The sequence below is a fragment of the Streptomyces flavochromogenes genome (assembly GCF_000717595.1).
GTDB classification, from domain to species: Bacteria; Actinomycetota; Actinomycetes; order Streptomycetales; family Streptomycetaceae; genus Streptomyces; species Streptomyces flavochromogenes.
Genome location: NZ_JNZO01000018.1, coordinates 100,501 through 125,173, shown reverse-complemented (window position 1 = coordinate 125,173; position 24,673 = coordinate 100,501). Strand labels below are relative to the sequence as shown.

Genomic DNA, 24,673 nt, shown 5'->3' with positions numbered 1-24,673 from the left:
GTGCGGCACCGAGGAGGCGCGTGGCATGGCGGCAGGCGCCCCCAGGATCTTCGTCTCCCACCTCGCCGGAGTCCCGGTCTTCGACCCCGTCGGCGACCAGGTCGGCCGGGTCAGCGACCTGGTGGCCATGCTGCGGGTCGGCCGCAGGCCGCCGCGGCTGCTCGGCATGGTCGTGGAGGTCCTCAGCCGCCGCCGGGTGTTCGTGCCGATGACCCGGATCACCGGCGTGGAGTCCGGCCAGGTCATCACGACCGGTGTCGTCAACATGCGCCGCTTCGAGCCACGCCCCACCGAGCGCCTCGTGCTGGGCGAACTCCTCGACCGGCGCGTCCGGCTCGTCGGGCCCGGCGGGCAGGAGGGCGAGGAGGTCACCGTCCTCGACGTCGCCATCCAGCAGCTGCCCGCCCGCCGCGACTGGGAGATCGACAAGGTCTTCGTCCGCAAGGGGAAGGGCGGGGTGCTGAGCCGCCGGGGCGAGACGCTGACCGTCGAGTGGTCGGGCGTCACCGGCTTCTCCCTGGAGGAGCACGGGCAGGGCGCCGAGAGTCTGGTCGCCACCTTCGAGAAGCTGCGCCCCGCCGACCTCGCCAACGCGCTGCACCACCTCCCGTCCAAGCGGCGTGTCGAGGTCGCCGCCGCGCTCGACGACGACCGGCTCGCCGACGTCCTCGAAGAGCTCCCGGAGGACGACCAGATCGAGATCCTCGGCAAGCTGAAGGAGGAGCGCGCGGCCGACGTCCTGGAGGCGATGGACCCGGACGACGCGGCCGACCTGCTGTCCGAGCTGCCGGAGGAGGACAAGGAGCGGCTGCTGACGCTGATGCAGCCGGACGACGCGGCCGACGTACGGCGGCTCCTGGCGTACGAGGAGCGCACGGCGGGCGGTCTGATGACGACGGAGCCGATCGTGCTGCGGCCGGACGCCACGGTCGCGGACGCGCTGGCCCGGGTCCGGCAGCAGGATCTGTCGCCGGCGCTGGCGGCGCAGGTGTACGTGTGCCGGCCGCCGGACGAGACGCCGACGGGCAAGTACCTGGGCACGGTGCACTTCCAGCGGCTCCTTCGCGATCCGCCGTTCACCCTGGTCAGCTCGCTCGTGGACAGCGATCTTCCGCCGCTCGGCCCGGACACCCCGCTGCCGGCCGTGACCAGTTATCTCGCCGCGTACAACATGGTCGCGGCGCCCGTGGTGGACGAGAGCGGGTCGCTGCTCGGCGCCGTCACCGTCGACGACGTGCTCGACCACCTGCTCCCGGAGGACTGGCGCGAGACCGACTTCCACGACGAGGGGGCCGTACATGGCGGCTGAGCGCACGCACGACCGCGAGCGGGAACGGGACCGTGACCGGGAGCGCGACCGGCCGGGTCCCCGCATCCGGCTCGACCTGCCGCGCGAGCGGCGGGCCAAGCTCCTTCCGGAGTACGACCCCGAGGCCTTCGGGCGGCTCTCCGAGCGGATCGCCCGCTTCCTGGGAACGGGCCGGTTCCTCGTCTGGATGACCCTGACGATCATCGTCTGGGTCGTCTGGAACATCTTCGCGCCGGGCCCGCTCAAGTTCGACGAGTACCCCTTCATCTTCCTGACGCTCGCGCTGTCCCTCCAGGCCTCCTACGCGGCCCCGCTGATCCTGCTCGCGCAGAACCGTCAGGACGACCGGGACCGGGTCAATCTCGAACAGGACCGGAAGCAGAACGAGCGGTCGATCGCGGACACCGAGTACCTCACCCGGGAGATCGCGGCGCTGCGGATGGGCCTCGGCGAGGTGGCCACCCGCGACTGGATCCGCTCGGAGCTCCAGGACCTGATCAGAGAGCTGGAGGAGCGCCGGGATCTATTCCCGTCGGCCGACACCCGGGGAAGTGACGTACCCGACCGTTGACAGGCCTTTCATGGGCCGGTGGTCGGCGCCGTACCATCGTCGGTATGGCTATGGAAGACGCGGTGCTCGAAGCACTGGCGACGGTGAACGACCCCGAGATCAACAAACCGATCACTGAGCTCGGCATGGTCAAGTCGGTGGAGATCGAACCGGACGGCAAGGTCGCCGTCACGGTCTACCTGACCGTCTCCGGCTGCCCGATGCGCGAGACCATCACCCAGCGGGTGACCGAGGCCGTCTCCGGCGTCGAGGGCGTCACCGGCGTCGATGTCGCGCTGGACGTGATGAGCGACGAGCAGCGCAAGGAGCTCGCGGCGGCGCTGCGCGGCACGACCGCCGAGCGCGAGGTGCCGTTCGCGAAGCCGGGCTCGCTGACCCGGGTGTACGCGGTCGCCTCCGGCAAGGGTGGCGTCGGCAAGTCGTCCGTCACCGTGAACCTGGCCGCGGCGATGGCCGCCGACGGCCTGAAGGTCGGCGTCGTCGACGCCGACATCTACGGCCACAGCGTGCCGCGGATGCTGGGCGCGGACGGCCGTCCGACCCAGGTCGAGAACATGATCATGCCGCCGTCGGCGAACGGTGTGAAGGTCATCTCCATCGGCATGTTCACCCCGGGCAACGCGCCGGTGGTGTGGCGCGGCCCGATGCTGCACCGCGCGCTCCAGCAGTTCCTCGCGGACGTGTACTGGGGCGACCTGGACGTCCTGCTGCTCGACCTGCCCCCGGGTACCGGCGACATCGCGATCTCGGTCGCGCAGCTCGTGCCGAACGCGGAGATCCTGGTCGTCACCACCCCGCAGCAGGCGGCGGCCGAGGTCGCCGAGCGGGCCGGCTCCATCGCCGTCCAGACCCACCAGAAGATCGTCGGCGTCGTTGAGAACATGGCGGGCCTGCCGTGCCCGCACTGCGACGAGATGGTCGACGTGTTCGGCACGGGCGGCGGCCAGCGGGTCGCCGACGGTCTGACGCAGACCACGGGCGCGACGGTCCCGGTCCTCGGCTCGATCCCGATCGACGTACGGCTCCGCGAGGGCGGCGACGAGGGCAAGCCGGTCGTCCTCTCCGACCCGGACTCCCCCGCGGGCGCGGCCCTCCGCGCGATCGCCGGCAAGCTCGGCGGCCGCCAGCGGGGCCTCTCGGGCATGAGCCTGGGCATCACGCCGCGCAACAAGTTCTGAGGTCATGACGAAGGGCGCCCCCTCGGGGGCGCCCTTCGTCATACCGTCACGCGTAGGCGTCGAGGTCCTTGATCTGGGCGAAGCCCAGCCCGTACGCGCTCATCCCGCGCCCGTACGCCCCGATGTGCACGCCCGCCGCGGACCCCGCCAGGACCCACCCGAACTCCGACTCGCGGTAGTGGAACGGCATCGGCACCCCGTCCACGGGCAGCGACAGCGTCGACCACTCCGCCCCGTCGAGGTCGTCAGCCAGCTCGAACGCCGTCTCGGTCTGCTGGTCCAGCCAGTTGTCCCGCATCGCGTGGTCCAGCGAGGCGGGCCAGGTGTGGACGAGCAGCCCCGAGCCGGCCAGCCAGGCCGCCGAGGACACGGTGGTGGCGTCGAGGACGCCCGTGCCGTCACCGGTCCGCCGGACCGGGCTCGCGGCCACCGTCACGACGACCGCGAACCGCTCCTTCTCCGCGCCGCTCGCGTCCGTCTTTATCGACGGCGTCTCACCGTGCCCGGTCGACCCGTGCTGCACGCTGCCGTCCGCCGCCGTGCCCACCTGCATGAGCCAGCGCGGCCCGGTGAACGCCTCGTCGAGGCCGTACCAGGCGAAGGGTGCGCGCAGATAGCCCTCGGCGGTCCGCCGGGCCAGGGGTACGCCCTCCACCCGACTCGTGGTCTCCATCTCGGCCGCCTCCTCGTTCCGTCAACAGAGGGAGGATAGCCACCGGGACGCGTCGGGTTGGTGACAGCCCGTCGTCAGGTCGCGTCGGAGTCGTACGGAGGACGCTCCGCGGTGTCCGTCTTGTCCTGCTTCTTCAGCAGGTCCGGGGTGCCGTTCGCGGCGGTGACGGCGCCGGAGGAACCACCGGCCGAGGGGGAGCCGTTGACGGCCGAGGGCTGCGGCTCACGGCCGTGCACCGCGTCGGCGACGTCGTTCATCTCCTTCTTGAGGTCGAAGCTGCCCCGCAGCTCCTTGAGCTCCCGGAGGTCCTCGTTCTGCTCCATCTGCTTGCGGAGGAACGTCTTCGGGTTGAGGTCCTCGAACTCGAAGTCCTTGAAGTCCGGCCCCAGCTCGCTGCGGATGTCCTCCTTCGCGCTGTCCGAGAACTCACGGATCTTCCGGATGAAGCGCGAGACGTCCTGGATGACCTTCGGGAGCTTGTCCGGCCCGAAGACGAGCACGGCGAGGACGACGAGCGTCACCAGCTCGAGTGCGCCTATGTCGCTGAACACCTAGTAGCTCCTTCATGCCGGTCAAGGGCCCGGTCCACGGTACCCGCCGAAACTGCCGGACGGGTACCTCCCGGTGTCCGTCGTATGGCGCTCAGGTGCCCTGGGACGAGCCGAGCGTCAACGTCTTTGTCAGCTCTTTGCCGTCCCGGGTCAGGGTGAGCTTCAGCCGGTCGCCGGGGCGGTGGGCGCGGATCTTCACGATCAGCTCCTCGCCGTTGTGCACGCGCTGGCCGTCGACCTTGGTGATGACGTCGCCGGGGCGGAGCCCCGCCGTCGCGGCCGGGCCGCCGGGCGTGACGGAGGCGGAGCCGTCCTTGCCCTTCTCGCCGACGCGCGCGCCGTCGCCGTTGAACTGCATGTCGAGGCTCACACCGATGACGGGGTGGGTGGCCTTGCCGGTGTTGATGAGCTCCTCGGCGACGCGCTTGCCCTGGTTGATCGGTATGGCGAAGCCGAGGCCGATGGAGCCGGGCTGGGAGGCGCTGCCGCCCTCTCCCTCGCCCGAGCCGCCGCCGGCCGCGCGGATGGCGCTGTTGATGCCGATGACCCGGCCCTTGGCGTCGAGGAGCGGGCCGCCGGAGTTGCCGGGGTTGATGGGGGCGTCGGTCTGGAGGGCGTCGACGTAGCTGATGTCGCTGCCGTCTCCCTTCTCCCCTCCGGCGGTGATCGGGCGCTCCTTGGCGCTGATGATGCCGGAGGTGACCGTGTTGGAGAGGTCGAAGGGGGCGCCGATGGCGACGACGGGGTCGCCGACGCGGACGTTGTCGGAGTTGCCGAGCGGCAGCGGCTTGAGGCCGGAGACGCCGGTGACCTGGACGACGGCGAGGTCGTAGCCGGTGTCCTTGCCGACGACCTTGGCGCGGGCGGTCTCTCCGCTGGAGAAGGTCACCGAGATGTCGCGGGAGGACTGGGCCCCGTCCACGACGTGGTTGTTGGTGAGGATGTGGCCCTTGGTGTCGAGGACGAAGCCGGTGCCGGTGCCGGACGAACCGCCGCCCTTGACGTGCAGGGTGACGACACCGGGCAGGGCGCTGGCCGCGATCCCGGCCACGCTCTCCGGGGCCCGGTCGGTGTCGCCGGAGTCCGCCTGCGGCAGCTCGACGGTGGTGATCCCGCCGTTCCGCTCGACGTACGCGCCGATGCCGCCGCCGATGACGCCGGTGACGAGCGCGAAGGCGAGCGCCCCGGCGATGGCGAGCCCCTTGCGGGACTTCTTCGCGGGCAGGGGCGGGAGCCCGGGCCCGCCGGCCCCCCAGGGGTCGTACTGCACCCAGGGCGCACCGGCCTGCGGCGGCACGGCGCCACCCTGCGTGTGAAGCGGGGGGTGGGGGTGCGGCTGGGGCTGGGCCTGCGGCGGTACGGGGGGTACGTGGGCCTGCTGCGGCGGTACGTGCGCCGGGGGCCGCTGTACGGGCGGTGCGGGCGCCCAGGGGCCCGGCTCGCCGTAGGGCGGCGTCCGGTACTCGTCGGGCGCGTGCAGGGGCGTCGGGGCGGGCCCGCTGGGCGCCTGGACGGCCGGGGCCGGAGGGGCGTCGGCCCCGGCGGCGTCGGTGACCGGAAGGGTCTCGGTCCCCCGGTCCCCGGTCGTCTGAGCCTCGGTCACCGGAAGGGCCTCGGTCGGTGCCGCGTCCGCGGGGGCCTCGCTCTTGGTCAGCAGCACGGCGGGCGCGGGGGCGTCGGCGGGCGCGGGCATCACCGCGGTGTCCCCCGCGCCCCCGGCGTCCGCCACATCCGTCACGTCGGACGGGCCGGTGCCGGCGTCCGGCGCCTCGGAGGCTTCCGGTGCTTCGGTCGACGGCTGCGGCGCGGGCAGCGGGAAGTCGCCGTCGGCGTCATGTGCGGCGACGGCGGTGACGCCCTCCGTGGGGTCGTCGGCCGGAGGCGGCGAGGGTATCCGTGCCGCCTCCGGTGCGCTCGACGGCCGGCTCCACCAGTTCGGCTTCCCGTTGTTCATGCTCTCCCCGCAACCCGCTGACCCGTCCGCGCCCCGTTGGGCGGGCGCCGCTGTCCCTGGATTCAACCAGGTCGCGGGTCAGCGGGGGGAGCCGAGCGGTGCGGTGGTCGGACTAAGCGCCGGACCGGTTCCGGGACCGAAGGCCAGTCGGAGGGCCGGCCCCGTCGGTCGTATGAACGGCGACAGGGCGAGCAACGACTGCGTGGCCGGGTCCCGGAGCCGCATCGCCACCAGCGGCATGGCCGGGGACCGCACCGCGTCCGGCGGGACGGCGCCCGCCGGGACCGTGCCCGGACCGACCGGTGACACCGGCCCGTGCGGCAGGGCCGCCGGGATGCCGGGAGTCAGCGGAGCCCCGGATGCCACCTGTGAGCCGTCGACGGACTGGGCGCCACGCTCGCCGGAGCGCGTACCCCGCGAGACGGCCGTGCCGCCGCCGGGGCCCGTGGCGGTGGCACGCAGCGGGGTGACCGCCGTGCCGGTGCCCTGGCCGCCGCGCGCGCTCGCGTTCACCGAGGCCTCCAGCGGCAGGGTGCCGCCGAGGGCGATGGCCGCGAACGAGACGGCGCTGGCCGCCGCGAAGGCGAAGCGCCGGCCGCGCCAGGAGGTTCCGGACGCGCGGTCGCCGACCTCGTGGATGCGGAAGCCGGTCTGCGGGGCGGCGTGCGGGGAGTGCGGGGTGACGACGGCCGCCGTGGCGAAGCCGTCGGACCTCACGCCGCCCGCGCCGAGGAGTTCTTCGAGGGGGCCTCTCGGTCCGCCGGGTCCACCCGGCTCACCGGGGCCCCCGGGTAGCCCCTGCAGCCGGGCGAGGAATCCCTCCGAGGGCGGCGGCGGAGCCGCCGAGGCGAAGACGCTCTTGAGGGTGCGCTGCGCGTCGGCCTCCGCCTTGCAGCGGGCGCAGGTCGCGAGGTGGGCGAGGACCCGATCGCGGGAGTCGTGGCCGAGCTCGCCGTCGACGAGCGCGGCCAGCCGGTCCCCGAGGTGGTGCTCCGCGGGGGTCGGTGACGAGGGAACTGTGCCGCTCACGCTGTCCCTGCCTCCCATCCGACGGAGGCCAGGGCACGCTCCGCCCGTGCCTCGGGCGAGCGGTGCTTGAGGGCCTTGCGCAGGTGGGAGCGCCCGCGGTGGATACGGCTGCGGACGGTGCCGAGCTTCACGCCGAGGGTCGCGGCGATCTCCTCGTACGACAGCCCTTCGATGTCGCAGAGGACGACCGCGGCACGGAACTCGGGCGCGAGGGTGTCGAGGGCCTGCTGCACGTCCGCGTCGAAGTGGGTGTCGTTGAACACCTGCTGCGGCGAGGGCTCACGGCTGGGCAGGCGCTCGGCGGCGTCGTCGGCGAGCGCGTCGAAACGGATGCGCTGCTTGCGGCGGACCATGTCGAGGAAGAGGTTGGTGGTGATGCGGTGGAGCCAGCCCTCGAAGGTGCCCGGCGTGTACGTCGACAGCGAGCGGAAGACGCGGACGAAGACCTCCTGGGTCAGGTCCTCGGCGTCGTGCTGGTTGCCGGTCAGCCGGTATGCGAGGCGGTATACCCGGCCGCTGTGCGTGCTGACGATCTCCTCCCAGGTGGGCGGAGTCCACGCCTGCGATTCCGCATCCGATGCGAAGGTCGCGGTGGTGGGAGCGGAGTCGGCGGTGCGGATTCGGTCAGCGGTGTCGGTCACGGATTTCGGCTCACCCGCCGACCTGAGAAGACGCCGAAGCACTCCTCCCCGATCCACAGGCGCAGCCGCACCTCCCCTGTCGGCTCTGGTGGTGTCCAGTGGAGCCCCTACCATAGCCACCTCGCCCGTTAGCTCCGGATAAGAATCTTTACGCGAATTTGGAACCGGCTCCCCCGGCTTCCTCCTGCCGCGTCCTTCCCCTGGTGAACGCCCGGTCCCATCTGCGGGTTCCCGCTGACAGCGGATACAGTCACCGTTGCGTCAACTACGGGGACAGGAGAGGGCCATTACCGCCAACCGGCAGACGAGCTGGTCGTTCGCCGACGCCTTTGTCGCCGAGGACGAAGCTCTGCGCTGGGCCCGGGAGCGGGCCCGGGAGGCAGGGCTGCCCTCGGTGTCGCCGGGCACCGGTGGGGCGCTGCGCCTGCTCGCGGCCACGGCGGACGCGAAGGCGGTGGCGGAGATCGGCACGGGCACCGGCGTGTCCGGCATCTACCTGCTGCTCGGGATGCGGCCGGACGGCGTCCTGACGACGGTGGACCTCCAGCCGGAGCGGCAGCAGCTCGCCAAGACGGCGTTCCGCGCGGCGGGTTTCGCGGGCAACCGGGCGCGGTTCATCCCCGGCCGGGCCCTGGACGTCCTGCCGCGCCTCGCGGACGGCGGGTACGACCTCGTGTTCTGCGACGGCGACCGGCTCGAGTACCTGGACTACCTCGCTGAATCGTTGCGCCTGCTGCGACCTGGCGGACTCGTCTGCTTCGAGGGCGTCTTCGCGGACGGCCGCACGGTCGACTCGGGGGCCCAGCCGGCCGAGGTCCAGCGGGTCCGCGAGCTGCTGCGCACGGTGCGGGAGAGCCACGAGCTCATCCCTTCCCTGCTGCCGGTGGGCGACGGCCTGCTGTGCGCGGTCCGCCGCGGCTGAGAAGCCCCCGCTCCGCCCCGCCTCCGACGCACCGGCCGGCCGGCCGGCCCCGGACACACCACTGCCCCGGCACGGTCGGGACCGTGCCGGGGCAGTGCTCAGGATGCGAGGGAAGGTCAGCCGACGACCTTCTTCAGGGCGTCGCCCAGCGCCTCGGCCTCGTCGGGAGTCAGCTCGACGACAAGCCGACCGCCGCCTTCGAGCGGAACGCGCATGACGATGCCCCGCCCCTCCTTGGTCACCTCGAGCGGGCCGTCACCCGTCCGCGGCTTCATGGCCGCCATGCTTGTTCCCCTTCCTGAAACCAGCTCTTTGTCAGCCGGGCAGCTCCATGACCTGGAGCACGCGTCACCGGCTTCGAACACATTGCTTCCAGGTCATTATCCCGCATGGCAGGACCCGATGACCAACATCGAATGGCATCGCTTGCGCAACGCGCTCTCTCAAAACCCCACATTTCGGCGATCGGCCTGCGATACTTCGCCGCTCGGGGTCCGGCCGGGCCCTTCGAATCTTTGACGCAGCTCACATGGGCGGGGCGGGTGATGTCCGCCATGCTGTGCAGGTCAACCACGCAAAGAGGCGAAGGGAACCCCATGGCCGACACGGTGCTGTACGAGGTGAGCGACGGGCTCGCCACCATCACGCTCAACCGCCCCGAGGCCATGAACGCGATGAACGTGGCGGCGAAAGTCGCCCTCCGCGACGCGGCCGAGACGGCCGCGGCGGACCCCGCCGTACGGGCGGTGCTGCTCACCGCGGCGGGTGAGCGGGCGTTCTGCGTCGGCCAGGACCTGAAGGAACACGTGGGTCTGCTCATGGCGGACCACGAGAACGGCACCCAGGAGACCATGAACACGGTCCGGGACCACTACAACCCGATCACCAAGGCGCTCGCGGGCATGCGGAAGCCCGTCGTCGCCGGCGTGAACGGCGTCGCGGCCGGGGCCGGCTTCGGCTTCGCGCTCGCGGCGGACTACCGGGTGGTCGCGGACACCGCGTCGTTCAACACCTCCTTCGCGGGGGTCGCGTTGACCGCCGACTCGGGGATGTCCTGGACGCTCCCCCGTCTGATCGGCCCGAGCCGCGCCTCCGACCTGCTGCTCTTCCCGCGTTCGATCACCGCCCAGGAGGCGTACGAGCTGGGCATCGCGAACCGCGTCGTCCCGGCCGCCGACCTCACCGCCGAGGCCGAGAAGGTGGCCCGCAAGCTGGCGGCGGGCCCGACGGTGGCGTACGCGGCCCTGAAGGAGTCCCTCGCCTACGGCGCCGACCACTCCCTGTCCGAGGCACTGGACAAGGAGGAGGAGCTCCAGAACCGGGCTGGCGCCTCCGAGGACCACACGATCGCGGTCCGCGCCTTCATCGCCAAGGAGAAGCCGAAGTACCTGGGCCGCTGAGGGGGCCGCAGGCAGGGCCCGGGGGGCTACTTCCCGCCCCGGGCCACGCACCCCTTCACGTGGTCGTCGACCAGCCCACAGGCCTGCATCAGGGCGTAGGCCGTGGTCGGGCCGATGAAGCGGAGGCCTCGTTTCTTGAGGGCCTTCGAGAGGGCCGTGGACTCGTCCGTGACCGCCGGGACGTCCGCGACCGTACGCGGGACCGGACGGGTCGTCGGATCGGGGGCGTACGACCAGATCAGCTCGTCCAGTTCGCCCGGGGCCCAGCCGGCCAGCAGTTTCGCGTTGGCCAGGGTCGCGTCGATCTTGGCCCGGTTGCGGATGATGCCCTCGTCCACGAGGAGCCGCTCGCGGTCCGTGTCACCGAACTCGGCGACCGAGGCGATCCGGAAACCGGCGAACGCCGCCCTGAAGCCCTCGCGGCGGCGCAGGATCGTGATCCACGAAAGACCGGACTGGAACGCCTCCAGACAGAGCCGCTCGAACAACGCGTCGTCGCCGTGGACCGCGCGGCCCCACTCCTCGTCGTGGTACGCCACGTAGTCCTCGGTCGACAGGCCCCAGGGGCAGCGCAGCCGCCCGTCCGGGCCCGGCACCGCGCCGCCGGCCGTCACGCCGGCCCGTCCTCTCCGTCACCGGCGGCGGCCGCTCCCGCGAGCGCCTCCTCCAGCTCGGAGATCCGGGCGTCGCGCTCGGCCAGCTCGGCGCCGAGGCGGACCAGCACGTCGTCCACGTCCGCCATCCGGTAGCCGCGGACCGCGACGGGGAGACGGAGCGCCTCGACGTCCGCGCGGTCGACCGGGCGGGCGGCCGGGAGCGGGTCGACGAGCTCCTCGGGCGCCACGTCGGGCAGCACCTCGCTGTCGCCGCCGCCGACCACGGCCAGGGTCACCGCGGCCACGACCACGACCATCGTGATGAGCAGAAACCAGAACACCTGCGTGCCTCTCCCCGGAGTGGAAAACGTCCCGTGCCGATCGTGCCATGCGCCACCGACAGCTAGGGTCGCAGGCGAACGGACACGAGGGAGGACAAAAGGGATGCTGCGCTTGGGACGGCGTGAATTCGGGCCGCACGAGCCGGTGATCATGGCGATCGTGAACCGGACCCCGGACTCCTTCTACGACCAGGGCGCCACCTTCCGGGACGAGCCGGCGCTCGCCCGCGTCGAGCAGGCCGTGGCCGAGGGGGCGGCGATCATCGACATCGGCGGGGTGAAGGCGGGCCCCGGCGAGGAGGTCACGGCCGAGGAGGAGGCGCGACGCACGGTCGGTTTCGTCGCCGAGGTCCGCCGCCGCCATCCCGATGTCGTCATCAGCGTGGACACCTGGCGGGCGGACGTCGGCGCGGCGGTCTGCGAGGCCGGCGCGGACGTCCTGAACGACGCGTGGGGCGGGGTCGACCCCGGACTCGCCGAGGTCGCCGCGAAGTACGGCGCGGGGCTCGTGTGCACCCACGCGGGCGGCGCGGAGCCGCGCACGCGGCCGCACCGCGTGGAGTACGAGGACGTGATGGCCGACATCCTGCGCGTCACCGTGGGGCTCGCGGAGCGGGCGGTCGCGCTCGGGGTGCGGCGGGACGCGATCATGATCGACCCGGGACACGACTTCGGGAAGAACACCCGGCACAGCCTGGAGGCGACGCGTCGGCTCGGCGAGATGGCGGAGACGGGCTGGCCGGTGCTCGTGTCCCTGTCCAACAAGGACTTCGTGGGCGAGACGCTCGACCGGCCGGTGAAGGAGCGGGTCCTCGGGACCTTGGCGACGACCGCCGTGTCCGCCTGGCTGGGGGCGCAGGTGTACCGGGTGCACGAGGTCGCCGAGACACGGCAGGTCCTCGACATGGTGGCGTCCACCCCCGCCCCGTGGACCGCTACTTGCCCGTCTCCTTCGTCACCAACGCCACCGCCTCTTCCACGTCGTCCGTGACGTGGAAGAGGAGCAGGTCCCGCTCCGAGGCCTTGCCGCCCGCGACGACCGAGTCGCGGAGCCAGTCCACGAGGCCCTTCCAGTACTCCGTGCCGAAGAGGACGATCGGGAAGCGGGTGACCTTGCGGGTCTGGACCAGAGTCAGCGCCTCGAAGAGCTCGTCGAGGGTGCCGAGTCCGCCGGGCAGGACCACGAAGCCCTGCGCGTACTTCACGAACATCGTCTTGCGGACGAAGAAGTAGCGGAAGTTCACGCCGATGTCGACGTGCGGGTTGAGCCCCTGCTCGAAGGGGAGCTCGATGCCGAGGCCCACCGAGACGCCCTTGGCCTCGCGGGCACCCTTGTTGGCCGCCTCCATGGCGCCGGGGCCGCCGCCCGTGATGACCGCGAAGCCGGCCTCGACGAGCGCCCTGCCGATCCGTACACCCGCCTCGTACTCCGGCGAGTCCGGCTTGGTGCGGGCCGAGCCGAAGACGCTGATCGCGCTCGGCAGTTCGGCGAGGGCGCCGAAGCCCTCGACGAACTCGGACTGGATGCGCATGACCCGCCAGGGGTCGGTGTGCACCCATTCCGAGTCGCCCTCGGTGTCGAGCAGCCGCTGGTCCGTGGTGCCCGGCTGGACCTGGTCCCTGCGCCTGAGCACCGGCCCGAGCCGCTGCTCCTCCGGCTTCGTCTCCCCTTCAGGGATACCCATGGCCTGCTCCCTCCGTCGATCCAACGATCTTCTGGTCCGGTCAGCGTAGGACCACAGAGGTGACGAAATGCGAAATTACGGGAGTCGGGGCGAGGGAAGTCAGGCGGTCAGCCAGTCGCGCAGCCGTGCCTCGCAGTGGTGGATCCGGTCGACGGGCACGTGCTCGTCCCGCTTGTGGGCATAGATGGGGTCGCCGGGGCCGTAGTTGACCGCGGGCACGCCGAGGGCGCTGAAGCGGGCCACGTCGGTCCAGCCGAACTTGGGCTGGGCGCTGCCGCCGACGGCCTTCATGAAGGCCTCAGCCGCCGGGTGGGAGAGGCCGGGCAGGGCGCCGGGGCTCTCGTCGTCGACCACGAGGTCGGCGATGTCGCAGTCGGCGAAGAACTCGCGGACGTACGCCAGCGCCTCGGCCGGCGAGCGGTCGGGGGCGTAGCGGTAGTTGACCGTGACCGTGCACGCGTCGGGGATGACGTTGGTGGCGACGCCGCCCTGGATCGCGACGGCGTTGAGGCCCTCGTGGTACTGCAGGCCGTCGATGACCGGCTTGCGCGGCTCGTACGCGGCGAGTCGGGCCAGGATCGGGGCGGCGGAGTGGATGGCGTTGGAGCCCATCCAGGAGCGTGCGGAGTGGGCCCGCTCACCCGCGGTGTGCAGGATCACGCGCAGCGTGCCCTGGCAGCCGCCCTCGACCTGGGCGTCGGAGGGCTCCAGCAGGACGGCGAAGTCGCCCTCCAGCCAGTCGGGGTGCGCGTCGGCGATCTTCCCGAGGCCGTTGAGGTCGGCGGCGACCTCCTCGTTGTCGTAGAAGACGAACGTGAGGTCCCGGTTGGGCTCGGGGACGGTGGCGGCGATCCGCAGCTGGACGGCGACCCCGGACTTCATGTCGGAGGTGCCGCAGCCCCACAGGATGCCGTCCTCGTCGAGCCGCGAGGGCACGTTGTCGGCGATCGGCACGGTGTCGATGTGGCCGGCGAGGACGACGCGCTCGCCGCGGCCGAGGCGCGTACGGGCCACGACGTTGTTTCCGTACCGGTCGACCGTGAGGTGCGGCAGCGCGCGCAGTGCCTGCTCGATGGCGTCCGCGAGCGGCTGCTCGGTCCCGCTGACGGACGGGAAGTCGACGAGGGCGGCGGTGAGCGCGGCCCCGTCCTGGGACAGGTCGAGGGGCGCGTCGAGCGGGGTGATGTCAGCCATGTGCCGACCCTAACGCGGCCTCCAGTACGGTGGGCCCCGTGTCCGAGCCCACCCGCCCTCGCCGTCGCGGCCGCCTCGCCCGTTCCGCGGCCGCCTTCGCCGCGCTCCTCGGCCTTGCCTCGTACGTGGCCTTCCACCAGATGACGGGGAGTACCGGTACGCCCCGGTGCAGTGTCGGCACCGGGGACAACCGGTACGAGTTCACTCCGGAGCAGGCGTCGAACGCCGCGATGATCTCCGCCGTGGGCACCAGCCGGGGCCTGCCCGAGCGGGCGGTGACCATCGCCCTCGCGACGGCGCTCCAGGAGTCGGCGCTGCGGAACATCGAGCACGGCGACCGGGACTCGCTCGGACTCTTCCAGCAGCGGCCCTCGATGGGCTGGGGGACTCCGGCGCAGATCATGGACCCGGTGTACGCGTCGGGGAAGTTCTACGACGGCCTGGAGAAGGTCCCGGGGTATTCGCGGCTGCCGCTGACGGTGGCGGCGCAGAAGGTGCAGAAGAGCGGTTTCCCGCAGGCGTACGCGAAGCACGAGCCGGACGCCGGCCTTCTCTCGGCCGCGCTGACGGGCCGGTCCCCGGCCGCCCTCTCCTGTACGGCGAGCGATGCCGAGGGCCGTCCGGGCGATCCCGAGAAGGTGCGCGCGGAGCTGGTGCGCGCCTTCGGCGAGAAGGCGGCTCCGACGGCCGTGACGGGCGGCCCGAGCGCGGGCCGGTCGGCGGCCGAGCCGCCGGTGCTCGTGGTGCCGGTCCGGTCGGCGGCCGGGTCCGGGCGCGCGGCGGCGGACGCGCGGCGCGGCTGGGAGCTGGCGCAGTGGGCCGTGGCGCGGTCGGAGACACTGCGCATCACGGAGGTCGCGTACGGGGACCGGGTGTGGCGCGCGGGTGAGGCGCGGGGAGGCTGGTCGAAGGTCTCGGGGTCTTCGAAGGCGTTCTCGGAGGGGTCCGAGGGGTCTGCCGGGACCACGGGCGCGCCTGCCTCCGGCGGGGAGTACGTCCGCATGCGCCTCGCCCGGTAGTCGCTCGGCGGCCGATCACCCGTACGGTGATTCACTCGCCCGTGGCATGGCAGCGGTGCGCGTCCGGAGAAATTCGCGACCCTTCCGCGCCGTCTTTTGCGCGATGCGCCCCGCCTTCTCCATTCCCTTGCGGGACAAGGGAAGTGACGGTTCGCCAGACGACTGCGCAATGACGCGTTCGTCCGTTTTCCTCCCCACCCGACAATACGACGCATTACCAAGTCTTTACCTTCGACCGCCGCAACCCAACCCGCCCCAGCGCCGGTTGTCACTGCGTCCGAACCACACCTCGCACCTCGTCGAAGGAGCACCATGTCCCTCCCCCTGACCCGTCGGATCGCCCGCGCCGCCCTCCTCATCGCGGCCGGAGCAGCCCCCGTGGTCGGTGCGGCCGGCTCCGCGAGCGCCCTGGACCACAACCTCGCGCCGACCGGCACCCTCGGCGGCATCAGCGCCCTGGACGCCGCCGGTGCGGGCACCGCCGTCGACAGCGCCTCGCAGACCGCCACCGGCGTCGTCGGCTCCACCGGCAGCCAGGCCGTCGGCACGGCCGTCCCCGCCGCCGGCAAGACCGTCGGCGCGGCGGGCAAGACCGCCACCCCGGCCGCCCAGCAGGTCGCCGGCGAGACCGCCGGCAGCGCGGGCGAGGTCGTCGGCAAGACCGCCGGCGCCGCCGCCGAGAGCGCGGAGGGCCCCACCGGCGGCGCCCTGGGCGGCGGCCTCGGCGGCCTGCCGACCGGCCAGACCCTCGGCGGCCTGCCCGTCGGCGGCTGACCCGACCGGGGGACAGTCACACGCGGAAGGGCCCGGGGAGCGGATACTCGCCGGGCCCTTCCGTATGCCGTGCATGTCGCGGGTGGTCAGCCGAGCCGCTTGACCGCCGCCGCGACCCGCTCGTCCGTCGCCGTGAACGCGACCCGCACGAAGCGCTCCCCCGCCTCGCCGTAGAAGTCGCCGGGCGCCACGAGAACGCCCTTCTCCGCCAGGTACGCCACGGTCTCCCAGCACGGCTCGTCCCGGGTCGCCCACAGGTACAGGCTCGCCTCGCTGTGCTCGATCCGGAAACCGTGCGCCTCCAGAGCCGTACGCAGCGCCGCCCGGCGGGCCGCGTACCGCTCCCGCTGCTCGGCCACGTGCGCGTCGTCTCCGAGCGCCGCGACCGTCGCCGCCTGCACCGGCGCCGCCGTCATCATGCCGCCGTGTTTGCGGATCTGGAGCAGCTCACCGAGCACGGCCGCGTCGCCCGCGATGAACGCGGCCCGGTACCCGGCCAGGTTGGAGCGCTTGGACAGCGAGTGGACGGCGACGATGCCCTCGTACGAACCGCCGCAGACGTCCGGGTGCAGCACGGAGACCGGATCGGCCTCCCAGCCCAGTTCCAGGTAGCACTCGTCGGAGAAGACGAGGACACCGTGCTCGCGCGCCCAGGCCACGATCCGGGTCAGCTCGTCCTTCGGGAGGACCTTGCCGGTCGGGTTGGACGGGGAGTTCAGCCAGAGCAGCCTGAGCCCCGCCGGGTCGAGCTCCCGAGGGTCGTCGTAGACGACGGGCGTCGCACCGCAGAGCCGCGCGCCGACCTCGTACGTCGGGTACGCGAGCCGCGGGTACGCCACCCGGTCGCCCGCGCCGAGACCCAGCTGCGTCGGCAGCCAGGCCACCAGCTCCTTCGAGCCCACCACCGGCAGCACGTTCTCATGGGCGAAGTCCACCGCGCCCAGCCGCCGCTCGCACCAGCCGGTCAGTGCGTCCCGCAGCTCCTTCGTCCCCCACACCGTCGGATAGCCCGGCGAGTCCGCCGCCGCGACCAGGGCCTCCTGGATCAGCGCGGGGACCGGGTCGACGGGCGTGCCGACGGAGAGGTCCACGATTCCGTCGGGGTGCGCCACGGCCGTCTTCTTGTACGGCTCCAGCTTGTCCCAGGGGAAGACGGGCAGGCGCGAAGAGACTGCGCTCACGGGTTGGCTCTCACTTCCTGTACGTGCGCGGGTGAGGCGTCGGGAAACGCCTCGGTCCCGTACGGCGGCCGACGCCGTACGGGACCGGATTCGACCTGAAGCGGTCGATCAGCCGTTCTGCGGCGGCAGGGCGGCGATGAAGGGGTGGTCGCGCTCGATCTCGCCGAGCTTGGAGGCACCACCGGGCGAACCGAGCTCGTCGAAGAACTCGACGTTCGCCTTGTAGTAGTCCTTCCACTCCTCCGGGGTGTCGTCCTCGTAGAAGATCGCCTCCACCGGGCAGACCGGCTCACAGGCCCCGCAGTCGACGCATTCGTCCGGGTGGATGTACAAGGACCGCTTGCCCTCGTAGATGCAGTCGACGGGGCACTCCTCGATGCACGCCTTGTCCTTCACGTCGACACAAGGCTGCGCGATGACGTAGGTCACGCTGTCGTTCCTCCTCGATAGGGCTGGTCTGCGCGGGAGCGCGGCGTCGTCGATGCCCGCACCTAGTATCTCCGTTCTTGGGGGCGATCCGAACAGGAGGGGCGGAGAAGCTGTGGAATTCACCGGCGGAGGACGCCTGGAGGTCCGAATCACCAGCGCTGACGTGGGAAAACGTGTCTCCGTTCGGTACGTGACGGACTCGGCGGCCGCGGGCGAGAAGTTCACCGACGCGGTCGGAGTTCTCACATCATGGGACAACTCTGTGCTGCTGATCACACGAAAGAGCGGCGAGAGCGTCCGGATTGCGGAATCCACCCTGGTCGCCGGGAAGATCGTCCCGCCCGCCCCGGCCCGCCGGCGCGGCCCCTCCGCCACCTTCCCCGAGCTGGCCCGCGCCACCGCGCGCGCGTGGCGGCCGGTCGAGAGCGAGGCGCTCGGCGAGTGGACCCTGCGGGCATCCGACGGCTTCACCCGGCGGGCCAACTCGGTGCTCCCGCTCGGTGACCCAGGGCTGCCGATCGCCGACGCCCTGACACACGTACGCGCGTGGTACGAGGCCAGGGGGCTCCCCGCGTACATCCAGACCGCCACCGGCGCCGAGGGCACCCAGGAGCTGCTCTGCGCGGCCCTCGACCGGCACGGCTGGCGACGCGAGGTCTCCGCCGAGGTGCGGATCGCGGCACTGGCCCCGATCGGCGACCTCGACACCGACATCTCCGCCGTACGCCTCTCCCGGACCGTCGACGCCTCGTGGCTCCGCCGCTATCAGCGCTCCGGCGAACCGAGCCCCGCTGTACGGTCGGTGCTGACGTCCGGCCCGCGTGTGTGGTTCGCATCCGTGGCGGGCACGGGAGAGGTACCGGCGGCGATCGGACGATGCGTGGTCGACGGACGCTGGGCCGGCTTCATGGCCGTCGAGGTGGACCCGGAGCAGCGGCGCCGGGGCCTGGCGACCTCCGTCATGACCGCGCTCGCCCGGCAGGCCCTCGACGAGGGCGCGTCGGCGGCCTGGCTCCAGGTGGAGGCGGACAACGACGGCGCGCGGGCGCTGTACGACGGGATGGGCTTCGCGCCGCACCACCACTACCACCACTACCGATGGGCGGAGGCGTGACGGAGGCGTGACGGAGGACGTACCACCACCGGAGGACGGGCCGGAGAACGGACCGGAGGACGGACCAGCACGGCGGGACGGGGCAGCGGGTGAGGACGCCTTCGAGAGCCCGGACCCGCCCGACTGGCGGCGGGAGTTCGCGGAGGAGGCGCGGTCGGAACGACCCGACCTCGCCCGGCTCTGCCTGCTGATCGGAGCGGTGGCCGACCCCACCGTCACCCGGCACGTCCTGAACGAGGCCGAGATCGAACTCGACCGCCTCGCCGGGCTCGTCCCGTACGCCACCCGGATCCTCGGCGACTGGACCACCGCCCTCGCGGAGCTCCTCGGCAGCCGGGAGGGCTTCGAGGGCGTGCCCGCCGACTACCAGCGTCTGGAGTCCTCGCTCCTGCACGAGGTGCTCAGGCGCCGGCGCGGCCTGCCGATCCTGCTCTCCGTCGTCTGGATGGAGGTCGCACGACGGGCGGGCGCCCCCGTGTACGGGCTCGGACTGCCCGGCCACTTCGTCGTGGGCTTCGGCGACCCCGCCGACCTGAACCTCGCCGACCCCTTCGCGGGCGGCCGCGCCATGACGGGCCCGGACGCGGAGCTGCTGGTCACCAGCACGACGGGCGAGGCCCTCGACCGCTCGATGCTCCGGCCCGCCGAGCCCGGCGCGATCGTGCTGCGGGTCCTCAACAACATCCGCGCCTGGGCGGCCCCCCGCCCGGAGCGCTCCGACGTGGCCCTGTGGGCGGTGGAACTCTCCCTGCTCCTCCCCTCCCACCCGGCGAGACTCCGCTACGAGCGCGCCGAGCTGCTCGTCCAGCGCGGGGACTTCCTGACGGGGGCGGCGGAGATGGAGGCGTACGCGCAGGTCATGGACGCGGTGGACCCGGAGTCGGCGACGACGATCCGGCGCCGGGCACAGGCGGCGCGGGCACGGCTGAACTAGCACGTGGGCTTGAAGGGGGCGGGGCGACCGGATTCGAACCGGCGTCCTCCGAGATGCTGTCGCGGCGCACTACCTCTGTGCTACGACCCCGCCCTTGGGATGATCGTAAGGGGTGAAGGGGCGGGGGGACGAGGGGATTTCGGCGAGAGGGCGGGTCCCGCCCGGCACCCGCACCCGGCCCGCCCTCGGGCCCCCGGGACCCGTACCACCCGCCGGGCGTCCCCGGCGGGTGGCGGTGGATCAGATCTGCCAGTACTTGCGGATGTATCCCGTGAGCGTGGCGCTGGCGTGATCGTGGTCCAGCAGGTTGACCTTGGCGTTCATCTGGCCGCCGCCGGTCGAGTCCTCGAAGTTGCCCTCACCCCGCAGGATCTTGAACGTGCCGGACGGGTAGACCATCGTGTCCGACGTCAGCGGCGCGGAGAGCTCGTAGCTGATGAAGAGCTTGTCGCCGTCGCTCTCCGTCAGCGTCGCCGTCCCCTTGATGTCGTACTTGCCGGGGACGGTCGCGGTACACGCCGTCTCGTCCTGCGCCCAGGTGGCTCCGCTGACCGGTGCCCCGCCGGCGGTCCCCGTCCCGACCACCTTGTAGCCGTTACAGCCCACGGTGTCCGGGTGCGTGGTCGCGACCACGCCGAAGTTCACGCTGATGGTGACCGTGGGCGGGTTCTCTATAGCGAACGACGTGCCCGCCATCCCGCCGAAGATCATTGCCGATGCGGCCCCCACGCCCGATATGCGCGCAGCCCAACGACGAGCGGTTCCTGCCATGTTGTCCCCCGGTTGTGATGCGGATTCTGTCCAACGAGGCCTGTGTGCAGGCCTGTTGCAGACAGTTTCCCGGTCCGGAGGCTTCTCCGTCGAGCTTTTGAGACTATTTTCTGATTTTTAGTTTGGGATCCGGAATTAACCGTTCGTTCTCGCGAACCGCCCTACGCGAGTCGTTGCGCGCCTCCCCCCGGCCCCCGGCCGCCCGACGGCACAATGCGGCCATGCCGCTGACCGCAGACATCCTCGTCGCCCTCGTCGCCCTGCTGCACGCCTACATCCTGGTGATGGAGATGTTCCTGTGGGAGAAGGAGACCGGCCGCCGCTTCTCCGGGTTCGACGCGAAGACGGCGCGCGACACCGCCGCGATGGCCGCCAACCAAGGGCTCTACAACGGCTTCCTCGCCGCCGGGCTCGTCTGGGGGCTCATCGCCGACGACCCGATCGCCTTCCGCGTCCGGGTCTTCTTCCTGTCCTGCGTCGTCATCGCCGGCCTCTACGGGGCCGCCACGACCAACCGCCGCATCCTCTTCGCCCAGGCCCTGCCCGGCGCGCTCGCCCTCTCCGCCGTTCTCGTCGCCCACTACTGAAGCGGCGGTACGGGTCCCGCGATCACGCGCCGAGCCCCCGGCCGATGTTCGTCGGGCGGGGGCTCGGAACGCGTCGCTCGGGGCGGTCAGCCCTTCGGGTTCAGGTCGATCGTCTTGGTGCGTTCGTTCTTGGTCTTGCCGAGGAGCGCCTCGCGCATCACGGAGGCCACGTCGTCGGCCGAGACCTCCTGCTTGGTGCCGTCGGTCTTGTTGATCATGATGCCCTTGAAGGCGCCGTCGAGGAGGCGCTCGATGGCCTTCGTGTCGTAGACCGCCACCAGTCGGCCGTCGGCGGCCTTCATGGAGAGGATCTGCGGCAGCGAGCGCGCCGGGCCGAACTGGATCTCCCTGCCGCCCGCCCGGATGGTGATGCGGTCGGACATCGCGGGCGTCGCGAACTCCTTCATCGCCCGGTCCACCTCGGCCTTGCTGATGCTCGGCTGGCGGTCGGTCACCGGCAGCTCGACCAGCTTGGTCTGGCCCGTCTCCACCTGGGCGCGGAAGGCGTCCCTGACGGAGATCATCGAGCGCTGGACGTCGAGACCCTTGCCGGGCTTGCCCTGGACGGGCGTCACCTTGTTCGGGGCGAACAGGATCGTGCCCTCGGTCGCCGACGCGGACGTGCCGGCCAGGTCGGCGAGGGTGACGGCGAGCTTCTCCTCGTCGACGGGGAAGACCGGCTTGGCGACCCGCTCGCCGCCGAAGAGGGAGCCGATGACCGAGACGGGGTTGTAGTCGCTGCCCGCGGCGGCGCGGACGGTCTCCACGCTGTCGAGCGCCAGGCCCGCCTTGTCCGGGGCGAGCTGGACCTTCTTGCCGCCGATGCCGAGCTGGAGCGGGGTCCCGGCGCGCTTGCCGAGGGCCGCGTCCAGCTTGTTGACGGCCTCCTCCCTCGTACCGCCGCCGATGTCCACGCCGAGGACCGTGGTCCCCTTCGGGACGTCGGAGTGGTTGAGGAGCAGCCCGGCGCCGTAGGCGACGCCGGCGAGGCCGACGACTCCGGCGGCGACGAGGACCAGCTTGGAGCGGCCCTTCTTCGCCGGGGCGGCGCGGTTGGGGGCGGGTGCGGGACGCGGCGCGGGGGCCGGGGTCGCCTGCTCCTCGCTGCGGGGGGTGGGCTTCGGGCGGGCCGCGTGCGGCGGGACGACCGGGATGCCGCTGGTGAGGGTGTCGCCGGAGACGTGGCCGTTGCCACCGCCGTCGGCCGGTCGGCCCGGTCCGCGCTTTCCGCCGGGACCCCCGGGACCGCCCCGGCCGGGGGCGGACGGCGCGGGTGCCTGCGGGGTGAGGACCGCGGTGTCGTCGGACATGCGGGGGGCGCCGCCGGGGAACGGGGAGCCCGCGCCCTGGCCCGGTCCGGAGGGTCCGGAGGATCCGGCCAGGCCGCCCGGCCCGCCCAGCGAGGCCGTGCCCGTGACCGGGCCCGTCGTGGGGCCGGTCGGCGCGGCGGGGCCGCGGTACGCGGGCGTACCGCCGGGCGGCGTGCCCGGGTACATCGGGGTTCCGGCGGCGGGAGTGCCGTCGTAGAGCGGGTTTCCGGCGCCCGGGTGGGCGGCGGAGGGGTTGCCGTCGTACCGCGGCGAGCCTCCGGCGGGGGTCCCGTCGTACATCGGGGTCCCGCCTGCCGGCGTGCCCGTGTACATGGGGGTTCCGCCCGCGGGCGTGCCCGTGTACATCGGGGTGCCGCCGGAGGGCGTGCCGCCGTCGTACAGCGGGTTGCCTCCGGTGGGCCTGCCCTGGGTGACCGGGCGGCTCGACGGGGCGGTGCCGACCGTCGGGACGCCGGACGTCGCGGAGCCGGCGAAGCCGGTGCCCCGGTCGTCCGGTCCGGAGGTGGCCGGAGCGGGCTTCGGGGTCGGCGCGGGTGCCGGGGGCAGCGCGGGCTCGGGGGCCGGGCTCGGGGGCGCCGCCTTGCGGGGCGCGAACCAGTCGCTCGTCTCCTTCGCCTTCGGCGCCTCCTCGGCCTGCGGCGGCTCGGGGGCCGCCGCCTGCTCGGGCTCCGGCTCCGGGGCGGGCGCGGGCTCCGGCGCGGTGGCCGGCGACGCCGCGGGCGACTCGTTGACCGTGGTGCGGACCACGACGGGCGGGATCGGACGCGAACCCGGGATGTTGATCCGGATCCGGGTCGTCAGCGTCGTCTCGGTCTTGGGCTCCTCCGGCGGTGCGGGCGCGGCGGCAGTCTCCTCCGGCGCGTCCTGCGAGGGGTGGAGCGACGGATACTGGCGGGATCCGTACGGCGGTGTACCCGAGGGGTACGCGGCTCCACCGCGCCCCTGGGCGCCGGAGGACGAACTGTCAGTCTCTCGACCAGTTTCACGACTCAAAGCAGGATCTCCCGGTTGGCTCCACCGCCCGCTCTTGCTGATGCTCGTATAACCCGGGCGGTTCGGCGGCGCGCACCACCATACTGGGCGCCGCCGCCGTATAGCTGACCCATGGGTGACTGACGACGGTCAATCCGGCCGAAGTCAGGGCGTCCGCGGACTCAAGTCGTCCTGTTCACGGGATCGGTCGGGGCAGGCGGGCCAGCGTGGTGCACATCACAGCGATCGCCATGCCGCCGAAGAGGAAGAGCAGCTCGCCGACGCCTCCGCCGAACGCCCCGTCACCCTCCGGGCGTCCGAAGCTGAGCAGGATGACGGCGACGAGCCAGCCGACGCCGCCCGCGACGACGCCGACCTGGGTCTCGGTGGCCCGCAGTCCGCCGTAGAAGAGGGCGGCGGTCGCGAGGAGGGCGAGGATCAAGCCGACGGGGAGCCAGGCGGCTTGGACGAGTGCGCCCGCGGTGCCGACGAGGACGCCGAGGACGACGAGGCCCGCGTACCAGGCGAATCGGGCGTTACGGGAGACGGTGGACGCGGTGCGTGCGGTCGGTGCCTGGGGCGGGGTGGGCTTCGCGGGCGGCACGGGCGGCTTGGGGCTCATGCGGTCACTCCGGCGAAGAGGTCCGTCTCGCGGGTGCCCGCGGGGGCGCCCGCGGCGCCTCGTACCAACTCGTAGTACTCGGTGGTGAAGATCGGCTGGCCGAGGTCGTTCGAGAGGGCGAAGAACGGGCCGTCGACCGCGACTTGGGTGGCGTGGGCGGCCATCGCCGCGCTCTTGCGGGCCGTGTGCTCCGGTCCGGCGTCGATCTCGGTGGTGATCCGGTCCTCGTCGACGACGCCGGGGACGTCGTCGATCACGGCGGCGGCCGGGAAGGCGGAGCCCTCGGCGCGCAGCCGGGCGAAGCCGGCCTCGGCGACCGGACGCGGGACCCGGTTCCAGTAGATCTTGGCGATCGTGTGGGCCGGTCCCAGGTCGGGGCGGTACGCCGGGTCGGCGGCCAGTTCGGCGGCGCGCATGGCGACCCGGTGGGCCTGGATGTGGTCGGGGTGTCCGTAGCCGCCGTCGGGGTCGTAGGTGACGAGGACCTGCGGGCGGGTCTCCCTGATCACCTCGACGAGGTACGGGGCGGCGGTGTCGACGTCCGTGTTCCAGAAGGCGTTGGCACGCTTGTTCTGCTCGACGCCCATCATTCCGGAGTCGCGGAAGCGCCCGGGGCCGCCGAGGAACCGGTGGTCGGTGACACCGAGCTCGGCCATCGCGGCGGCGAGTTCACCGACCCGGTACGGGCCGAGCCGGTCCTCCCGGTCGGGGGCCAGATGGGCGAGCTCGGGCGGGATGACCTCGCCCTCCTCGCCGAGCGTGCAGGTGACCAGGGTGACGAGGGCGCCCTCGGCCGCGTACCGGGCCATGGTGGCGCCGTTGTTGATCGACTCGTCGTCCGGGTGCGCGTGCACGAGCAGCAGACGGCGGGCGGGGAGATCGGACATGTCCCCAC

27 protein-coding genes and 1 tRNA gene are annotated in these 24,673 nt (G+C 72.4%); 11 read left to right on the top strand and 17 right to left on the bottom strand.

The genetic code is table 11. The features are described from left to right. Positions 1–25: 25 nt before the first annotated feature. Genes IF00_RS0122310 through IF00_RS0122300 form a run of 3 tightly spaced genes read left to right on the top strand, consistent with a single transcriptional unit; the run spans position 26 to position 3,058 of the window. Positions 26–1,309 (top strand): magnesium transporter MgtE N-terminal domain-containing protein, encoded by a 1,284-nt coding sequence (locus tag IF00_RS0122310; RefSeq protein ID WP_030320711.1) that lies wholly within the window; start codon positions 26–28, stop codon positions 1,307–1,309. Further along, entirely contained in the window at positions 1,299–1,880 is a 582-nt protein-coding gene (locus IF00_RS0122305) for a DUF1003 domain-containing protein (protein WP_030320710.1), read from the top strand. The genes IF00_RS0122310 and IF00_RS0122305 overlap by 11 nt, the downstream gene beginning before the upstream one ends. Positions 1,881–1,924: 44 nt before the next feature. Then, on the top strand, positions 1,925–3,058 hold the full coding sequence (locus IF00_RS0122300; RefSeq protein ID WP_030320708.1) for an Mrp/NBP35 family ATP-binding protein: 1,134 nt from the start codon (positions 1,925–1,927) through the stop codon (positions 3,056–3,058). A 46-nt stretch (positions 3,059–3,104) separates the two neighbouring features. Here IF00_RS0122300 and IF00_RS0122295 read toward each other — a convergent pair whose 3' ends face one another. The 5 genes from IF00_RS0122295 to sigE all read right to left on the bottom strand — a co-directional run bounded on the left by IF00_RS0122295 (position 3,105) and on the right by sigE (position 8,020). Continuing rightward, positions 3,105–3,731, bottom strand: a complete 627-nt coding sequence (locus IF00_RS0122295; protein WP_030320706.1) for a hypothetical protein — start codon at positions 3,729–3,731, stop codon at positions 3,105–3,107. A gap of 74 nt (positions 3,732–3,805) precedes the next feature. Further along, positions 3,806–4,282, bottom strand: a complete 477-nt coding sequence (locus IF00_RS0122290) for a sec-independent translocase (RefSeq protein WP_030320704.1) — start codon at positions 4,280–4,282, stop codon at positions 3,806–3,808. Positions 4,283–4,373: 91 nt separating this feature from the next. After that, positions 4,374–6,236, bottom strand: coding sequence for a trypsin-like peptidase domain-containing protein (locus IF00_RS0122285; protein ID WP_078944806.1), 1,863 nt, complete (start codon positions 6,234–6,236; stop codon positions 4,374–4,376). A gap of 78 nt (positions 6,237–6,314) precedes the next feature. Beyond that, the gene (locus IF00_RS0122280; RefSeq protein WP_030320701.1) at positions 6,315–7,265 is read right to left on the bottom strand and encodes an anti-sigma factor family protein; all 951 of its coding nucleotides are present in this window, start codon (positions 7,263–7,265) and stop codon (positions 6,315–6,317) included. Further along, the gene (gene sigE, locus IF00_RS0122275) at positions 7,262–8,020 is read right to left on the bottom strand and encodes an RNA polymerase sigma factor SigE (protein WP_073912007.1); all 759 of its coding nucleotides are present in this window, start codon (positions 8,018–8,020) and stop codon (positions 7,262–7,264) included. The genes IF00_RS0122280 and sigE overlap by 4 nt, the downstream gene beginning before the upstream one ends. Positions 8,021–8,162: 142 nt before the next feature. On the opposite strand from sigE, the gene IF00_RS0122270 reads away from it, so the two are divergent. Further along, positions 8,163–8,828, top strand: a complete 666-nt coding sequence (locus tag IF00_RS0122270; RefSeq protein WP_078944805.1) for an O-methyltransferase — start codon at positions 8,163–8,165, stop codon at positions 8,826–8,828. Positions 8,829–8,944: 116 nt separating this feature from the next. Here the strand turns inward: IF00_RS0122270 and IF00_RS43950 are convergent, their stop codons facing one another. Further along, on the bottom strand, positions 8,945–9,112 hold the full coding sequence (locus IF00_RS43950) for a DUF3117 domain-containing protein (RefSeq protein ID WP_009997451.1): 168 nt from the start codon (positions 9,110–9,112) through the stop codon (positions 8,945–8,947). 312 nt (positions 9,113–9,424) lie between these two features. Between IF00_RS43950 and chcB the strand changes: the two genes are divergently transcribed. Next, positions 9,425–10,228, top strand: a complete 804-nt coding sequence (gene chcB / locus IF00_RS0122260) for a 2-cyclohexenylcarbonyl CoA isomerase (RefSeq protein WP_030320697.1) — start codon at positions 9,425–9,427, stop codon at positions 10,226–10,228. Between the two features lie 26 nt (positions 10,229–10,254). Here chcB and IF00_RS0122255 read toward each other — a convergent pair whose 3' ends face one another. Together IF00_RS0122255 and IF00_RS0122250 are read right to left on the bottom strand one after the other, a co-directional pair. Beyond that, positions 10,255–10,842, bottom strand: a complete 588-nt coding sequence (locus IF00_RS0122255) for a DNA-3-methyladenine glycosylase I (RefSeq protein ID WP_030320696.1) — start codon at positions 10,840–10,842, stop codon at positions 10,255–10,257. After that, positions 10,839–11,165 carry a hypothetical protein gene (locus tag IF00_RS0122250; protein WP_030320692.1) on the bottom strand — a complete coding sequence of 109 codons (327 nt, stop codon included), beginning with the start codon at positions 11,163–11,165 and terminating at the stop codon, positions 10,839–10,841. The genes IF00_RS0122255 and IF00_RS0122250 overlap by 4 nt, the downstream gene beginning before the upstream one ends. 103 nt (positions 11,166–11,268) lie before the next feature. On the opposite strand from IF00_RS0122250, the gene folP reads away from it, so the two are divergent. Next, on the top strand, positions 11,269–12,156 hold the full coding sequence (gene folP / locus IF00_RS0122245) for a dihydropteroate synthase (protein WP_051820553.1): 888 nt from the start codon (positions 11,269–11,271) through the stop codon (positions 12,154–12,156). Here folP and IF00_RS0122240 read toward each other — a convergent pair. Further along, entirely contained in the window at positions 12,101–12,850 is a 750-nt protein-coding gene (locus IF00_RS0122240) for an LOG family protein (RefSeq protein ID WP_037638834.1), read from the bottom strand. The two genes, folP and IF00_RS0122240, sit on opposite strands and share 56 nt — an antisense overlap. 99 nt (positions 12,851–12,949) lie before the next feature. Continuing rightward, positions 12,950–14,044, bottom strand: a complete 1,095-nt coding sequence (dapE, locus tag IF00_RS0122235) for a succinyl-diaminopimelate desuccinylase (protein WP_030320686.1) — start codon at positions 14,042–14,044, stop codon at positions 12,950–12,952. Positions 14,045–14,073: 29 nt separating this feature from the next. On the opposite strand from dapE, the gene IF00_RS0122230 reads away from it, so the two are divergent. Continuing rightward, complete coding sequence (locus IF00_RS0122230) at positions 14,074–15,063, top strand: hypothetical protein (RefSeq protein WP_030320684.1); 990 nt, start codon at positions 14,074–14,076, stop codon at positions 15,061–15,063. Between the two features lie 312 nt (positions 15,064–15,375). Beyond that, the gene (locus tag IF00_RS0122225; RefSeq protein ID WP_030320681.1) at positions 15,376–15,837 is read left to right on the top strand and encodes a hypothetical protein; all 462 of its coding nucleotides are present in this window, start codon (positions 15,376–15,378) and stop codon (positions 15,835–15,837) included. 86 nt (positions 15,838–15,923) lie between these two features. On the opposite strand, the gene IF00_RS0122220 is transcribed toward IF00_RS0122225, so the two are convergent. Together IF00_RS0122220 and fdxA are read right to left on the bottom strand one after the other, a co-directional pair. Next, the gene (locus IF00_RS0122220) at positions 15,924–17,018 is read right to left on the bottom strand and encodes a bifunctional succinyldiaminopimelate transaminase/glutamate-prephenate aminotransferase (protein WP_030320680.1); all 1,095 of its coding nucleotides are present in this window, start codon (positions 17,016–17,018) and stop codon (positions 15,924–15,926) included. 108 nt (positions 17,019–17,126) lie between these two features. Continuing rightward, positions 17,127–17,447, bottom strand: coding sequence for a ferredoxin (gene fdxA, locus IF00_RS0122215; RefSeq protein ID WP_015035968.1), 321 nt, complete (start codon positions 17,445–17,447; stop codon positions 17,127–17,129). Between the two features lie 112 nt (positions 17,448–17,559). On the opposite strand from fdxA, the gene IF00_RS0122210 reads away from it, so the two are divergent. Continuing rightward, positions 17,560–18,561, top strand: a complete 1,002-nt coding sequence (locus tag IF00_RS0122210) for a GNAT family N-acetyltransferase (protein WP_030320678.1) — start codon at positions 17,560–17,562, stop codon at positions 18,559–18,561. Positions 18,562–18,568: 7 nt separating this feature from the next. Further along, positions 18,569–19,495 (top strand): transglutaminase family protein, encoded by a 927-nt coding sequence (locus IF00_RS0122205; protein ID WP_030320677.1) that lies wholly within the window; start codon positions 18,569–18,571, stop codon positions 19,493–19,495. A 17-nt stretch (positions 19,496–19,512) separates the two neighbouring features. On the opposite strand, the gene IF00_RS0122200 is transcribed toward IF00_RS0122205, so the two are convergent. Both IF00_RS0122200 and IF00_RS0122195 read right to left on the bottom strand, forming a co-directional pair. Beyond that, positions 19,513–19,587: transfer RNA gene (locus IF00_RS0122200), tRNA-Leu, on the bottom strand. A gap of 148 nt (positions 19,588–19,735) precedes the next feature. Beyond that, positions 19,736–20,191, bottom strand: coding sequence for a cupredoxin domain-containing protein (locus IF00_RS0122195; RefSeq protein WP_030320676.1), 456 nt, complete (start codon positions 20,189–20,191; stop codon positions 19,736–19,738). Between the two features lie 296 nt (positions 20,192–20,487). Between IF00_RS0122195 and IF00_RS0122190 the strand changes: the two genes are divergently transcribed. Then, entirely contained in the window at positions 20,488–20,853 is a 366-nt protein-coding gene (locus IF00_RS0122190) for a DUF1304 domain-containing protein (protein WP_030320675.1), read from the top strand. An 86-nt stretch (positions 20,854–20,939) separates the two neighbouring features. Here IF00_RS0122190 and IF00_RS0122185 read toward each other — a convergent pair whose 3' ends face one another. The 3 genes from IF00_RS0122185 to mshB all read right to left on the bottom strand — a co-directional run bounded on the left by IF00_RS0122185 (position 20,940) and on the right by mshB (position 24,665). Next, positions 20,940–23,177 carry a peptidoglycan binding domain-containing protein gene (locus tag IF00_RS0122185; RefSeq protein WP_030320674.1) on the bottom strand — a complete coding sequence of 746 codons (2,238 nt, stop codon included), beginning with the start codon at positions 23,175–23,177 and terminating at the stop codon, positions 20,940–20,942. A 175-nt stretch (positions 23,178–23,352) separates the two neighbouring features. Then, on the bottom strand, positions 23,353–23,778 hold the full coding sequence (locus tag IF00_RS0122180; protein WP_030320672.1) for a DUF6113 family protein: 426 nt from the start codon (positions 23,776–23,778) through the stop codon (positions 23,353–23,355). Further along, the gene (mshB, locus tag IF00_RS0122175) at positions 23,775–24,665 is read right to left on the bottom strand and encodes an N-acetyl-1-D-myo-inositol-2-amino-2-deoxy-alpha-D-glucopyranoside deacetylase (RefSeq protein WP_030320671.1); all 891 of its coding nucleotides are present in this window, start codon (positions 24,663–24,665) and stop codon (positions 23,775–23,777) included. Before mshB ends, IF00_RS0122180 begins: the two co-directional genes overlap by 4 nt. Positions 24,666–24,673: the final 8 nt, after the last annotated feature.

What these genes read in the sequence shown, in the direction of transcription:
- IF00_RS0122310 (WP_030320711.1), top strand. Translation starts at nt 26, where the DNA reads ATGGCGGCAGGCGCCCCCAGGATCTTCGTCTCCCACCTCGCCGGAGTC.
- IF00_RS0122305 (WP_030320710.1), top strand. Translation starts at nt 1,299, where the DNA reads ATGGCGGCTGAGCGCACGCACGACCGCGAGCGGGAACGGGACCGTGAC.
- IF00_RS0122300 (WP_030320708.1), top strand. Translation starts at nt 1,925, where the DNA reads ATGGCTATGGAAGACGCGGTGCTCGAAGCACTGGCGACGGTGAACGAC.
- IF00_RS0122295 (WP_030320706.1), bottom strand. Translation starts at nt 3,731, where the DNA reads ATGGAGACCACGAGTCGGGTGGAGGGCGTACCCCTGGCCCGGCGGACC.
- IF00_RS0122285 (WP_078944806.1), bottom strand. Translation starts at nt 6,236, where the DNA reads ATGAACAACGGGAAGCCGAACTGGTGGAGCCGGCCGTCGAGCGCACCG.
- sigE (WP_073912007.1), bottom strand. Translation starts at nt 8,020, where the DNA reads ATGGTAGGGGCTCCACTGGACACCACCAGAGCCGACAGGGGAGGTGCG.
- IF00_RS43950 (WP_009997451.1), bottom strand. Translation starts at nt 9,112, where the DNA reads ATGGCGGCCATGAAGCCGCGGACGGGTGACGGCCCGCTCGAGGTGACC.
- chcB (WP_030320697.1), top strand. Translation starts at nt 9,425, where the DNA reads ATGGCCGACACGGTGCTGTACGAGGTGAGCGACGGGCTCGCCACCATC.
- folP (WP_051820553.1), top strand. Translation starts at nt 11,269, where the DNA reads ATGCTGCGCTTGGGACGGCGTGAATTCGGGCCGCACGAGCCGGTGATC.
- IF00_RS0122240 (WP_037638834.1), bottom strand. Translation starts at nt 12,850, where the DNA reads ATGGGTATCCCTGAAGGGGAGACGAAGCCGGAGGAGCAGCGGCTCGGG.
- dapE (WP_030320686.1), bottom strand. Translation starts at nt 14,044, where the DNA reads ATGGCTGACATCACCCCGCTCGACGCGCCCCTCGACCTGTCCCAGGAC.
- IF00_RS0122225 (WP_030320681.1), top strand. Translation starts at nt 15,376, where the DNA reads ATGTCCCTCCCCCTGACCCGTCGGATCGCCCGCGCCGCCCTCCTCATC.
- IF00_RS0122195 (WP_030320676.1), bottom strand. Translation starts at nt 20,191, where the DNA reads ATGGCGGGCACGTCGTTCGCTATAGAGAACCCGCCCACGGTCACCATC.
- IF00_RS0122190 (WP_030320675.1), top strand. Translation starts at nt 20,488, where the DNA reads ATGCCGCTGACCGCAGACATCCTCGTCGCCCTCGTCGCCCTGCTGCAC.
- IF00_RS0122180 (WP_030320672.1), bottom strand. Translation starts at nt 23,778, where the DNA reads ATGAGCCCCAAGCCGCCCGTGCCGCCCGCGAAGCCCACCCCGCCCCAG.
- mshB (WP_030320671.1), bottom strand. Translation starts at nt 24,665, where the DNA reads ATGTCCGATCTCCCCGCCCGCCGTCTGCTGCTCGTGCACGCGCACCCG.